Genomic DNA, 12,714 nt, shown 5'->3' with positions numbered 1-12,714 from the left:
GATGTGACATGTTGTTGACATCGCAGGCGCCGATACTGGCTAGCGTCCGGGATGACCGCGCCCGGGCAGTAATGGTAGAATCCAAGTCTTTGATTTTCCGGGCAATTCACCCTTTGTCCGGTCTCAGTTCCAGACGCGTGTCCGATTGCGACGGCTTCGCGCCCTGCACAGACACCTCAACCATGACGATGACAACCACACAAGACCAGGCCCCAGCAGCAGAGCAGACGTTCGAAAGCTTCGGGCTGGATCCGCGCATTCTGCGCGCCTTGACCGAACAGGGTTACACCAAGCCGACGCCGATTCAGGCGCAGGCGATTCCCGTGGTGTTGCTGGGCAAGGATGTGATGGGCGCCGCGCAGACGGGCACCGGCAAGACCGCTGGTTTCGCGCTACCGATCATTCAGCGTCTGCTGCCGCTCGCCAACGCGAGTGCCTCTCCGGCGCGTCACCCGGTGCGCGCGCTGATGCTGACGCCGACGCGCGAACTGGCCGATCAGGTCTACGACAACGTCGCCCGGTATGCCAAGCACACTGATCTGCGCAGCACGGTGGTCTTCGGTGGCGTCGACATGAACCCGCAGACCGATGCGCTGCGCCGTGGCGTGGAAATCCTCGTGGCCACGCCGGGCCGTCTGCTCGATCACGTGCAGCAGAAGTCGGTGAACCTGTCGCAGGTGCAGATGCTGGTGCTCGACGAAGCCGACCGCATGCTCGACATGGGCTTCCTGCCCGACCTGCAGCGCATCATTAACCTGCTGCCGGCGCAGCGCCAGACGCTGCTGTTCTCGGCCACGTTCTCGCCCGAAATCAAGAAGCTGGCCTCCAGCTACCTGAAGCAGCCGGTGACGATCGAAGTGGCGCGCAGCAACTCGACCAACGAGAACGTGCGTCAGGTGGTGTATCAGGTGCAGGATGGCCACAAGCAGGCCGCCGTGGTGCATCTGCTCAAGCAGCGCGCCAACGAACAACAGTCGCGCCAGTGCATCGTTTTCGTCAATAGCAAGATTGGTTGCTCGCGTCTGGCGCGTCATCTGGAGCGCGAGGGCATCAACGCCGCCGCGATTCACGGCGACAAGACGCAGACCGAGCGTATGCAGACGCTCGACGGTTTCAAGAATGGCACGATCGACGCGCTGGTGGCCACCGATGTGGCGGCCCGTGGTTTGGACATTCCCGCCATGCCCTGCGTGATCAACTTCGACCTGCCGTTCAGTGCCGAAGACTACGTGCACCGCATCGGCCGCACAGGCCGTGCTGGCGCCAGCGGCGACGCGCTTTCGATCTTCGTGCCGGGCAATGACGACCGTCTGCTGGCCGACATCGAGAAGCTGATCAAGCGCAGCATTCCACGCGGCTCGCTGGACGGCTTCGATCCGACCGGCGAGCGTGCGCGTCAGGAAGACAGCGATCGTCGCCGCGCGCGTACGGAAGTTCGCCGCGTTCGCGACAATGGCGAGGGCGAGGAGCAGCAGCGCCGCCGCCGTACCGAGCCGAATGGTCGCCAGGCGTTCCGTCCGTCGGACGATCCGTTCTTCTCGCGTCCGTACGAGCCGTCGGGCAGCTACACGCCGGCACCGAAGACCGAGGAACAACTGGCCGCCGCGCTGACGCGTGGACGTCAGGCGCCCAAGCGCCCCGTGGCCGCGCTGCTCGGCGGCGTGCCGCGCAAGTCCTGAACGGCGCGTAGCCGTTCCAGCCACTGACCGGTAGCGGTCGCCAGCCAGGCGGCCACGGTCGTCTCCTGGTTCACGATGCCAAGATGCGTTCCCGCAGTGCGGAGCGCATCGAGCGGCGCCGAAGCATCGAGCGCTTGCGCGCCGCTCTGCTTGCTCAATTTCTCTCCGACTGCGTTGACCACCACCGGCACGTGCAGATAGTCCGGCGTCGGCAAGCCCAGCAAATGCTCGAGGTGGATCTGTCGCGGTGTCGAATCCAGCAGGTCCGCTCCACGCACGATATGCGTGATGCCCTGCGCGGCGTCATCGACCACAACCGCAAGCTGATAGGCCCATAGCCCATCGGCCCGTCTCAGTACGAAATCCCCGAGTTCCGTTTCCAGGTTCTGGCATTGGCGGCCTTGCCAGCGGTCGTCAAAGCAGATCGTTGCCGCCGGGCCATCTGGCACGCGCACGCGCCAGGCACGTGGCAGCTTGCCATGCAGGCCATTGCGGCAAGTGCCCGGGTAGCCGAGTGTCTGATGCCGTTCACGCACGTGCACGAGCGAATCGGCGATTTCCTTGCGCGTGCAGCCGCACGGATAGAGATAGCCGGCGGCGTCGAGCTGGCGCAGCGCCTCCGCGTAGAGGCCTTCGCGACGGCTTTGCCAGACCGGCGGTTCATCGGGGTGCAGGCCAAGTGCGTCGAGTGTGCGCAGGATGTCATTGTCGGCGTCCCTGACGCAGCGCGGGTAGTCGATGTCCTCGATCCGCACCAGCCAGTCGCCGCCATGGGCGCGCGCGTCCAGCCAACTCGCCAGCGCGGTAACCAGGGAGCCCAGATGGAGCGGGCCAGTGGGGGAGGGCGCGAAGCGGCCCCGGTAGCGTTGTGACATGGAACTGCGGGATTCAGTCGCTCTGTGGCAGTCGGTCTGTTTCAGTCGGTCTGATCTAGCGGAGAGTGCGGCGGCTGAAGCAATAGCGCCTGTGCCAGCCGAGGGTCCTCGAGTTTGTTCGTCCACCACTGCAGCGCCTTGCCGCGTGTGTTCGTCCGCCAGGCTACCTTGAAGTTTCCGGGGGCGCGTACCTCCACGGTCTCCCGGGCCTGCAGCACGCCGCTCTCGATATGCGGTTGGGCCAGCGGCGCGGGCAGCCAGCCGCAGCCCAGACCGCGGATCTGCGCTTCGAGCTTGTCGCGCATGGTGGGCACCACCAGCACATCCTGGCCGGCCAGCACACCGTGGGTGCGCGCGGGCAGGTTGCGCGACGTATCGCCCACGGCCACGATGCGGTGCTTGGCAATCTCGATCGTCGTGAGTGGCCCTTCGACGGCGGCCAGCGGATGGTGCGCGGCCACCGCGAACACAAATGGCATGGCACCAAGGGCACGCACCTGGAAGCCCTGCGTGCTTGGCGCCTCGTAGGCACCGCCGATGATCAGGTCCGCGCGATTGCTGACCAGCGCATCCCAGGCGCCGCCCAGCACCTCTTTGGAAAAGCGCAGGCGCGTGGCAGTGTTCTCGGCGTAGAAATCCTGGATCACGGGCAGCAGGGCGCGGAAATTGACGAGGTCGTCGACGGTGATGTTCAGGCTGGCTTCCCAGCCGGTGGCCAGCCGCTTGATGCGTCGCTCCAGGTCGTCGGCCGCGCGCAGCAGGTGGCGGCCCTCGTCAAGCAGCGCCCGGCCAGCTGGTGTCAGCTCGGCGCGATGGCGGCGCCGGTCGAACAGCAGCACGTCGAGATCTTCCTCGAGCTTGCGGACGACATACGTCAGGGCGGAGGGCACCTTGCCCATCTCGTGGGCGGCGGCGGCAAAGCTGCCCTTGCGCTCGATGGCGTCAAGGACTTCGAGGGATTCCAAGGATAGGGGCATATTCAGATTTTCTGAACGACTGCTTCTAATGCTGTGCCCGCCAATATACTCCCGCTGCCCTAAACTGCCTAGCATCGAAACGCCACGACCCATATGGATCTAGCCACCTGGGTCGATAGCCAGGCCACAAGGAGGGCCATCAAAATGATTGAAATCCGTAAATCTGAAGAACGTGGGTATGCGGACCATGGCTGGCTCAAGTCGTACCACAGCTTCTCATTTGCTGATTACTACGACCCACGCCATGTCCAGTTCAGGTCGCTGCGCGTGATCAACGAGGACCGCGTGGCGCCGGGCATGGGCTTCGGCACCCATGGGCACCGGGACATGGAGATCATCAGCTATGTGCTTGAAGGCGAGCTGGCCCACAAGGACAGCATGGGCAACGGCAGCGTGATCCGTCCGGGCGATGTGCAGCGCATGAGCGCCGGCACGGGCGTGCGTCATTCGGAATACAACCACGCGGCGCACGATACGACGCATTTCCTGCAGATCTGGATCATGCCGAACGAGACCGGCATCGAACCCGGCTACGAGGAGAAGCGCTTCGAAGCCGCCGACAAGCGCGGTCGCCTGCGCCTGGTGGGTAGCCCGGACGGCGCCGAAGGCTCGGTGGTGATCCATCAGGATGTGCGCCTGTACGCTGGCCTGTTCGATGGCGATGAAGCTGCCACGCTGTCGTTGGCGCCGGGCCGTCGCGCCTATGTCCACGTGGCACGTGGGCGTATCAGCGTGAACGGCCAGGTGCTCGAGGCTGGCGACGCTGCGAAGCTGGAAGACGTGGAAACCGTGAACCTGTCGCAAGGCAGCGGGGCCGAGGTGCTGGTCTTCGATCTGTCCTGACCGGCTCATCCGTTTCCTACCTCGTGGCATTGACGCCCGCTTCGGCGGGCGTTTTGTATTTTTACCGCTTTTAGCTTTTTGCTTACCAGTGCTTACACGAGTATTGCAAAGCCACCGGGGCGCTATGCTATCGTCTGGCTATACCGCCAAGGGACCGCCGCGGCACTTCGCCGCACACCGATTAATCGTCACCCGATGACTTTCGTTTCCATTCTTCTGGCGCTGATTGCCGAACAGTTCCGCGCCTTGGGTCGGAACAATCCGATTTTCGATATCGTGCGCGTGCTGGGCGACCGGGCCGAGCACGCATTCGATACCGGACGCCCGCGCGACGCCGCGCTGGCCTGGCTGACCGTGGTGTTGCCGCTGACGCTGGCGGTAGTGATCGTCCACTATCTGCTGTCTTCGATCAGCATCGCGCTGACGCTGGTCTGGAATGTGCTGCTGCTGTACCTGACCCTCGGATTCCGGCAGTTCAGCCACTACTTCACCGACATCCACGAGGCGCTCAACCGCGACGACCTACATACCGCGAGGACGATCCTGCACGAGTGGACCGGGCTCGATACCGTCGAAATGCCGGTCAGCGAGATCGTGCGCCATACGCTTGAAGCGGCGATCGTCGCCGTGCATCGCCATGTCTTCGGCGTGTTCTTCTGGTTCCTGGTGCCGATCGGCCCGGGTGGCGTGATCCTCTATCGCACCGCCGAGTATCTGAGCCGGCAGTGGAACAGCCCGTCCAACGAACGCAGTCCGGCCTTGGGTTGTTTCGCCGCGCAGGCGTTCTACGTGCTCGATTGGGTCCCGTCGCGCCTGACCTCGATCGGGTTTGCGATCGTCGGCAACTTCGAGGATGCGGTCTACGCGTGGCGCAACCACGCGCGCAAATGGAACGACGCGGTCAACGGCATCCTGCTTGCCAGTGGTGGTGGGGCCCTCGGCGTCCGGCTCGGCGCGCCGCTGGCCGAGGACGATTCGAGTGTGATACTGCGCATGAGCGTGGCGGGCGTCGACTATGCTCCCGGCATGGACGATGGTTCGGACCCCGTGCCGCCCGAATTCGGCAGCGATCCAGGTGTTCGCACGCTGCAATCGGCAGTTGGTCTGGTCTGGCGTGCCGTGGTCCTCTGGATGATTCTGCTGGCGATGATCTCGCTGGCGTTGTGGGTGGGTTGAGCCCGCAACGATTCTCGCAACTATCGCAATGCCCGCAAAGAAAAAAGCGCCACATCGTTGGCGCTTTTTTCTTTCTCCCGGCGGCCAATGGCTGGTCTATCCGGCGGCCTGATCCTGTGGCTGCCCACAGCGCCAGCACGCCGCGAACTGCGCCTCGTGCCATTCTCCGCAGTGCCGGCACTGCCAGTGCGGACCCGGTCTCGGGTTTGCGGCGGCATTCAGCACCGCCCAGGCATCGGCTTCGGTAGAGTCATCGAGAATCCAAACCTGGGGTGCGCTTTCCTGCAGTGGGATATCCCCCGCCGCGCCTGCCAGCCATGTGTTGCGGACCTCGGCCTGGATGCCAGCCGCGCGCAGCACGTTTTCGCAGTGCGCGGCGTGGACCAGCGATGGCGTCCTCAGCAGCAGTTTCATGATGGCGCGAAGCGAACGGGCAGGTGCGCTTACCTTACCACGGCTTCTGCTGGCGTGACTCGTGCAGCAACTGCGTGTAGAGCTGATGCCGGCGCGTGGAAATCGCGCCGTCGTCGATGGCCTGCAGCACCCCGCAGCCCGGCTCGTTGATGTGATGGCAGTTGTAGAACCGGCATTCGGTCAGCCTTGGCCGGAACTCCGGAAAGGCCCGTTCCAGCATTCCTTCGCTCAGGTGGTGCAGACCGAACTCCTGAAAGCCTGGCGAGTCGATCAGATAGCCCGGACGGCCGTCGATCACTGCCCATTCCTCGGGCAGGTGGTACAGGCGCGTGAACGTGGTGGTGTGCTTGCCCGAGTCGAGCTTCGCGGAGATCTCGCGAGTCTGCGCTTCCACACCCGGAATCAGCAGGTTCAGCAGCGACGACTTGCCCATGCCGGACTGGCCGATCATGATGCTGGAGACGCCCGCCGTGCGCGGCTTGAGCGCGGCGAGCGCCTCATCCGGGCGCCCGTGCACGGATAGCTCCAGCGTCTCGTAGCCCAGGTCCTCGTAGAGCTTCAGCCGCCGCCGCGCGTCATCGAGCCGCGCGGTCAGGTCGGTCTTGTTCAGGATCACCAGCGGCCGGATTTCCAGCGCTTCGGCCGATACCAGGGCGCGGCCCAGCAGGTCTTCGGAGAAGCTGGGCTCCGTAGCCAGGACGATGATGACCTGGTCGATATTGGCAGCCAGCAGCTTCGACTTGAACTGGTCGGAGCGGTGCAGCAGGTTCTTGCGCGGATCGATCGCAGTGATTACACCCTGATCGACCGAGGCCAGTTCCACGCGTACATGGTCACCCACGGCGGCGTCGCTCTTCTTGCCGCGCGGAAACGCGTGCAGGTGCGTGCCGTCCGCGCGTTCCACGACATAGTGCCGGCCGTGTGCCGCGACAATCAGTGCCGATTCGCTCGAGTCGTTCTTGCCGGTGCCTTTCCCGGCGTTGTGATGGCGCGCGCTGCGGGTCATGCGTGCGCCAGCAGGCGGTCGATCCGCTGGGCTGCGGGCGGATGCGAGTAGTAGAACGCGCTGTAGAGCGGGTCGGGGGTCAGCGTCGAGGCGTTGTCCTTGTACAGCTTGACCAGCGCCGAGACCAGATGGCCAGCATTGGTCTGGTGCGCGGCGAATTCGTCGGCCTCGAACTCATGTTTGCGGGACGATACGCTGGCCAGGGGGCCCAGGAAGAACGTGAACACCGGCAGCGTCAGGAAGAACAGCACCAGCGCCAGCGCGTGGTTGCTGTTGCCGAAGTTCGGCAGCACGCCCAGCCCGGTGAAGAACCACTCGCGCGTGGCCAGCCAGCCGAGCAGGGCCAGGAACACCAGCGACAGCGCGAAAGTCACGATCATCATCTTGGCCACGTGCCGACGCTTGAAGTGGCCCAGTTCGTGCGCCAGCACCGCTTCCACTTCCTCGCCATCCAGCCGCGACAGCAGGGTGTCGAAGAACACGATGCGCTTCGATGCGCCAAAGCCTGTGAAATAAGCGTTGCCATGGGCGCTGCGCCGGCTGCCATCCATCACGAACAGGCCCTTGCTGGCAAAGCCGCACTTGCGTAGCAGCGCCTCGATGCGCTCGCGCAGGGTTTCGTCGTTGAGCGGTTCGAACTTGTTGAACAGCGGGGCGATGAAGGTAGGGAAGATCACCTGCAGCAGCAGGCTGAACGCTATCCACAGCAGCCAGGTCCAGACCCACCAGTACGTGCCGGCCTGGTCCATCAGCCACAGCACGGCCAGCAGCAGCGGCAGGCCCAGCACGCAGGCCACCACGGCCATCTTGAGCAGGTCCGCCAGCCAAAGTCCGAACGTCATCTTGTTGAAGCCGAAGCGCTCTTCGATCACGAACTGGCCGTAGAGCGAGAAGGGCAGGTCAATCAGCCCGCCAATCAGCACCACGCTGGCGATCAGCGCGACGCCATAGAAGTAGCCACCGCCGCCGAATACGTGCAGCCAGAGCTGGTTCAGCGCGTGCAGGCCGCCCAGGAGCGTGAAGCCGATCAGGACGGCCGCGCCGGCCAGCACCTCGAGCATCGACAGCCGCGTGCGTGCGATGGTGTAGTCCGCCGCCTTCTGGTGGGCGGACAATGTGATGGTGTCGGCAAAGCGCTCCGGCACGGCGCCGCGATGACGGCCCACATGGCGAATCTGGCGGCTGGCCAGCCAGAGTTTGGTCAGCACCATGACAACCAGTGCGGCAAGAAAGATCAGCGTGAACATCTGTGGGCCTTGTTGACGATGGCGCGGCGGAAGGCATGCATACCTGGCCATCGGGGCGGATATGCGAGAATTATAAATTGTTCGCCCGCCGTACCCTTGGGTAACTCGTCGGGCGCTCTTATCCGACCTCCATATCGAGCCGTACCGCCAGAATGACAAGCCCTTCCGCATCCTCCGTCAAAAGTGAAAACAACCTCGTCTGGTTGGACATGGAAATGACCGGCCTGCAGCCGGACACCGACCGGATTATCGAAGTGGCGGTAGTGGTCACTGACTCCGAACTCAATATCCTGGCCGAAGGGCCCGTGCTGGTGATCCATCAGCCGGATGCCGTGCTGGACGCGATGGACAACTGGAACAAGGGTACCCACGGCCGCTCGGGCCTGATCGAAAAGGTCAAGGCGTCCACGCTGACCGAAGCCCAGGCCGAGGCCGAGTTGCTGGCGTTCCTGAAGCGCTGGGTGCCGGCCAACAAGTCGCCGATGTGCGGTAATTCGATCTGCCAGGACCGCCGCTTCATGGCGCGCTACATGCCCAAGCTCGAGTCGTTCTTCCACTACCGCAACCTGGACGTCTCGACGCTCAAGGAACTCTGCAAGCGCTGGGAGCCGGCGATCCACAAGGGTTTCACCAAGCGCCAGCTTCACACGGCCCTGGCGGACATCCTGGAATCGGTGGAAGAACTGCGCTACTACCGCCAGCATTTCATCAAGACGTCGGCTTCCGCCACGCCCGAGGCGCCCGAGGCACCCCAGGCACCAGCAGCCTGACCGTTCAAGAGCAGTACCTCCACGCGGCGGGCCGGTGCGCGGCCTCCACCGCGCCACCCTGTCGCCCCCGCCCATGTTCACGCGCATCGTCTCGATCATCACCCCGGTCATCCTGATCATCCTGATTGGCTGGCTCTACGGACGCCGTGCCCATCCGGACATGACCGGCATCAATCGGGCGACGCTGGAAGTGATTGCACCGTTACTTGTGGTGTCGGCGTTCATCAGCAAGGACTTCGTGCTGGCGGACCAGCTTGTCCTGCTGGCCTGTGCGGTGGCCGTGGTGATCGGCTCGGGGGTGCTGGCCTGGCTCGTGGCCCGGATGATCGGGGCCAATCCCCGCACATTCGTGCCGCCGATGATGTTCAACAACTGCGGCAACATGGGCCTGCCGCTGTCGGTGTTCGCATTCGGTCCGGCAGGCCTGGCGCCGGCCGTGGCGCTGTTCGCGGCATCGAACCTGATGCATTTCACGGTCGGCATGAAGATCGTCAACCGGCAAGCATCGATGGCGCAGATCGCGCGCAACCCGATGGTGCTGGCCACGGTGGCCGGTGTGGCGTTGTCGCTGGCGAAGCCCTATTTCACCTTGCCCGAGCCGGTCTACGAGTCCATCAAGCTGCTGGGCGATGCCACCGTGCCGCTGATGCTGTTCGCGCTCGGCGTGCGCATGAAGGACGTCAGTCTGCGCAACTGGGGGATGGGGGTGCTGGGCGCAGCGGTTTGCCCGCTGGCGGGGATCGTCGTGGCGCTGGGACTGGCCTGGTGGGTGCCGATGACCGACCTGCAACGCGGGCTGCTGTTCGTCTTCGCGGCGCTGCCGCCGGCAGTGCTGAACTTCCTGGTGGCCGACCACTTCCGGCAGGAGCCGGATCAGGTGGCGTCGATCGTGCTGCTTGGCAATATCGCGGCGGTGGTATTCGTGCCGATCGGGCTGTACCTGGGTTTGAAGTGAACCTTTCAGTCTTCTCCCCGCTCCCGCCGGGCGGGTGTGGGGAGAAAACGTCAAACCTCAAACGTCAAACCTCAGACCTCAAGCCGATGCCGGCTTCGCCCGCACGGCGTTCTTCGGCCGCCAGGCCTTGACCACCGCTTCGTCGGTCTCGATGTACGGCCCGCCGATCAGGTCGATGCAATACGGCATGGCCGCGAACACCCCCTGAACGATCGACTTGCCATCGGCATCGCGCAGGCCTTCCAGCGTCTCGCGGATGGCGCGCGGCTGGCCGGGCAGGTTCACGATCAGCGCGGCGCGGCTCGGCGTTTCGCGGATCACGGCCACCTGGCGCGACAGAATCGCGGTTGGCACGAAATGCAGGCTGACCTGGCGCATCTGCTCGCCAAAACCCGGCATTTCCTTGGTGCCGACGGCCAGCGTGGCTTCCGGCGTCACGTCGCGGCGGGCTGGGCCGGTGCCGCCGGTGGTCAGCACCAGGTCACAGCCAGCCACATCCACCAGCTCGATCAGCGTGCGCGAAATCTGCGCCTGCTCATCGGGGATCAACCGTTCCACAGACTGCCACGGCGTGGTCAGCGTCTTGCCGAACCAGTCGCGCAGCGCGGGGATGCCTTCGTCCTGGTACGTGCCGGACGATGCCCGGTCGGAAATCGACACAAAGCCGACCACCAGCTCGTCTGGGCTCTTGCGGGCGACGGGCGATGTCGGTGGGGTCTGCGGGTTCATGCTTCGGGCTCCGGTGCGTTGTCTGGGGCCGCGTCGGCGTCCTTCGCTTCCAGTGCGGTCTTGATGGCCTGGAACAACTCGCGGAAGTACTTCGGCGGCTTGGCCAGTTCCTTTTCCTTGCGGGCATTGCGGATGATGTTGCGTACCGATTGCACGTCCACGCTTGGGTGCTCGCCAAGGAACTTGGTCAGCGCGTCGTCGTCGGCCAGCAGCAACTCGCGCCAGCGCTCGATCAGGTGCATCCGGGCCGTTTCGGCCTTGCTGGTGCCCTTGAAGCCTTCCAGAGCCGCCCGGATGGTGGCAATTTCGTCGTCGTCCAGGCCACGCATGACCTTGCCGACAAACTGCATCTGGCGGCGCTTGCCTTCGTGGCTGGTGATCTTGCGGGCCGCGTGGATCGCGTCGGCCAGCGCCTCGGGCATGGGCACGCGCGCGAGCCTGTCCTTGGGCAGGGACTCCAGCTCGGCGCCGATGTCCTGTAGCGCCGTCATATCGCGCTTGCGCTGGGACTTGCTCTTGGGCAGGTCGTCCTCATCCTCCGGGGCAAAGGCGCCCGGGAATCGGCCATTGGGATTGTTACGGGTATTTCGCGTCATGGGCGGCATTTTATCTTGCTATGATTCCCGTTTGGACTTTTGATCACGCCCGCCCATATGAGCCAGACCGCTGAACAGACCGCGCATTTCACCTACACCCAGGACCAGCTCAAGGCCATGGCGGCCGATGTGCTGCGTGTGGCACGCGAGCTCGGCGCGACGGATGCCGCCACCGAGATTTCCGAGGGCAGTGGCCTGTCGGTGTCGGTGCGCAAGGGCGAGGTGGAAACCATCGAGCAGAATCGCGACAAGGTGGTGGGTGTGACGGTGATGATCGGCAAGCGTCGCGGCAATGCCAGCACGTCAGATTTTTCGGCCGCCGCGCTGCGTGCCACGGCCGAAGCCGCATACAACATCGCCCGTTTCACGGCCGAGGATGACTGCGCCGGCCTGGCCGAGGAAGAGTTGCTGGAGCGCGACCCCCAGGATCTGGACCTGTTCCACCCGTGGACCATCGATGCCGAAGGCGCGATCGACATTGCCCGCCGCGCCGAAGCGGCGGCTTTCGCCGTCTCGCCGAAGATTCGCAACAGCGACGGCGCTAGCGTGTCGGCCCAGCACTCGCAGTTCGTGCTGGCCACGTCGCGCGGCTTCTCGGGCGGCTATCCCTACTCTCGCCACTTCATCTCGTGTGCGCCAATCGCCGGTTCAGGCGGCGGCATGCAGCGGGATGACTGGTATTCGTCGAAGCGCGCTCCCGGAGCGCTGGCTGAGCCGGAAGCGATTGGCCGCTATGCGGCGGAGCGCGCGCTGGCCCGCCTGAACGCCCGCAAGCTGTCCACGCGCAAGTGCCCGGTGCTGTTCGAGGCGCCACTGGCTGCTGGCCTGCTAGGCGCGTTCGTGCAGGCGGTGTCGGGTGGCGCGCTGTATCGCAAGTCGACGTTCCTGTATGACACGCTGGGCAAGGAAGTTTTCGCGCCGCACATCCAGGTTTACGAACGGCCGCACGTGCCGGGCGCGATGGGCAGCGCGCCGTTCGACGAAGAGGGCGTGCGCACGCACGAACGCGACGTGGTGCGCGACGGCGTGGTGCAGGGCTACTTCCTGTCGACGTACTCGGCACGCAAGCTCGGCATGAAGACTACCGGCAACGCGGGCGGCTCGCACAACCTCACGCTGACCAGCTCGCAGACGCAAGCGGGCGACGATTTCGTCGGGATGCTGAAGAAGATGGGCACCGGTCTGCTGGTGACCGAGCTGATGGGGCAGGGCGTGAACTACGTTACCGGCGACTATTCGCGCGGCGCCTCGGGCTACTGGGTCGAAAACGGCGTGATCCAGTATCCGGTGGAGGAAATCACGATTGCCGGCAACATGGTCGAGATGCTGCGCCAGATCGTTGCTGTTGGTGCCGATGCGCTGGTGCGTGGCACCAAGGAGACTGGCTCGATCCTGATCGAGCAGATGACGATCGCCGGGAACTGATGGTTTGTGCGTCTCTTCCAAA

The 12,714-nt window shown here is 64.5% G+C and carries 13 protein-coding genes; 6 read left to right on the top strand and 7 right to left on the bottom strand.

The genetic code is table 11. The features are described from left to right. Nucleotides 1-182: 182 nt before the first annotated feature. Complete coding sequence (locus RMET_RS12975; protein ID WP_029307339.1) at nucleotides 183-1,679, top strand: DEAD/DEAH box helicase; 1,497 nt, start codon at nucleotides 183-185, stop codon at nucleotides 1,677-1,679. Here the strand turns inward: RMET_RS12975 and gluQRS are convergent. Both gluQRS and RMET_RS12965 read right to left on the bottom strand, forming a co-directional pair. Beyond that, nucleotides 1,622-2,554, bottom strand: a complete 933-nt coding sequence (gene gluQRS / locus RMET_RS12970; RefSeq protein WP_011517161.1) for a tRNA glutamyl-Q(34) synthetase GluQRS — start codon at nucleotides 2,552-2,554, stop codon at nucleotides 1,622-1,624. The genes RMET_RS12975 and gluQRS overlap by 58 nt on opposite strands. Before the next feature lie 41 nt (nucleotides 2,555-2,595). Beyond that, nucleotides 2,596-3,531, bottom strand: coding sequence for a LysR family transcriptional regulator (locus tag RMET_RS12965; RefSeq protein WP_017513153.1), 936 nt, complete (start codon nucleotides 3,529-3,531; stop codon nucleotides 2,596-2,598). A 144-nt stretch (nucleotides 3,532-3,675) separates the two neighbouring features. Between RMET_RS12965 and RMET_RS12960 the strand changes: the two genes are divergently transcribed. Continuing rightward, a complete protein-coding gene (locus tag RMET_RS12960; RefSeq protein ID WP_011517159.1) occupies nucleotides 3,676-4,374 on the top strand; it encodes a pirin family protein in 699 nt (232 codons plus the stop codon). A gap of 195 nt (nucleotides 4,375-4,569) precedes the next feature. Beyond that, nucleotides 4,570-5,550 (top strand): CobD/CbiB family protein, encoded by a 981-nt coding sequence (locus RMET_RS12955; protein ID WP_011517158.1) that lies wholly within the window; start codon nucleotides 4,570-4,572, stop codon nucleotides 5,548-5,550. 96 nt (nucleotides 5,551-5,646) lie between these two features. Here the strand turns inward: RMET_RS12955 and RMET_RS12950 are convergent, their stop codons facing one another. From RMET_RS12950 to RMET_RS12940, 3 genes are read right to left on the bottom strand one after another with little or no spacing between them, the layout of a single operon-like run. Continuing rightward, a complete protein-coding gene (locus tag RMET_RS12950) occupies nucleotides 5,647-5,964 on the bottom strand; it encodes a putative signal transducing protein (protein ID WP_011517157.1) in 318 nt (105 codons plus the stop codon). A 34-nt stretch (nucleotides 5,965-5,998) separates the two neighbouring features. Then, nucleotides 5,999-6,970 (bottom strand): ribosome small subunit-dependent GTPase A, encoded by a 972-nt coding sequence (gene rsgA / locus RMET_RS12945; protein WP_011517156.1) that lies wholly within the window; start codon nucleotides 6,968-6,970, stop codon nucleotides 5,999-6,001. Beyond that, nucleotides 6,967-8,217, bottom strand: a complete 1,251-nt coding sequence (locus RMET_RS12940; protein ID WP_029309724.1) for a M48 family metallopeptidase — start codon at nucleotides 8,215-8,217, stop codon at nucleotides 6,967-6,969. Before RMET_RS12940 ends, rsgA begins: the two co-directional genes overlap by 4 nt. A 152-nt stretch (nucleotides 8,218-8,369) precedes the next feature. Between RMET_RS12940 and orn the strand changes: the two genes are divergently transcribed. Beyond that, nucleotides 8,370-8,987, top strand: coding sequence for an oligoribonuclease (gene orn, locus RMET_RS12935; protein WP_011517154.1), 618 nt, complete (start codon nucleotides 8,370-8,372; stop codon nucleotides 8,985-8,987). Nucleotides 8,988-9,060: 73 nt separating this feature from the next. Beyond that, on the top strand, nucleotides 9,061-9,942 hold the full coding sequence (locus tag RMET_RS12930) for an AEC family transporter (RefSeq protein ID WP_011517153.1): 882 nt from the start codon (nucleotides 9,061-9,063) through the stop codon (nucleotides 9,940-9,942). A 78-nt stretch (nucleotides 9,943-10,020) separates the two neighbouring features. Here the strand turns inward: RMET_RS12930 and mog are convergent, their stop codons facing one another. Further along, nucleotides 10,021-10,671 (bottom strand): molybdopterin adenylyltransferase, encoded by a 651-nt coding sequence (gene mog / locus RMET_RS12925; protein WP_011517152.1) that lies wholly within the window; start codon nucleotides 10,669-10,671, stop codon nucleotides 10,021-10,023. After that, nucleotides 10,668-11,267: a ribosome biogenesis factor YjgA gene (gene yjgA, locus RMET_RS12920; RefSeq protein ID WP_017513869.1), complete on the bottom strand. Its 600-nt coding sequence runs from the start codon at nucleotides 11,265-11,267 to the stop codon at nucleotides 10,668-10,670. The genes mog and yjgA overlap by 4 nt, the downstream gene beginning before the upstream one ends. A 57-nt stretch (nucleotides 11,268-11,324) precedes the next feature. On the opposite strand from yjgA, the gene pmbA reads away from it, so the two are divergent. Continuing rightward, the gene (gene pmbA / locus RMET_RS12915) at nucleotides 11,325-12,692 is read left to right on the top strand and encodes a metalloprotease PmbA (RefSeq protein ID WP_011517150.1); all 1,368 of its coding nucleotides are present in this window, start codon (nucleotides 11,325-11,327) and stop codon (nucleotides 12,690-12,692) included. Nucleotides 12,693-12,714: the final 22 nt, after the last annotated feature.

The sequence above is a fragment of the Cupriavidus metallidurans CH34 genome, assembly GCF_000196015.1.
Classification (GTDB): Bacteria; Pseudomonadota; Gammaproteobacteria; order Burkholderiales; family Burkholderiaceae; genus Cupriavidus; species Cupriavidus metallidurans.
The sequence above is the reverse complement of the archived record's forward strand: the minus strand, read 5'-3'. Positions and strand labels throughout refer to the sequence as shown.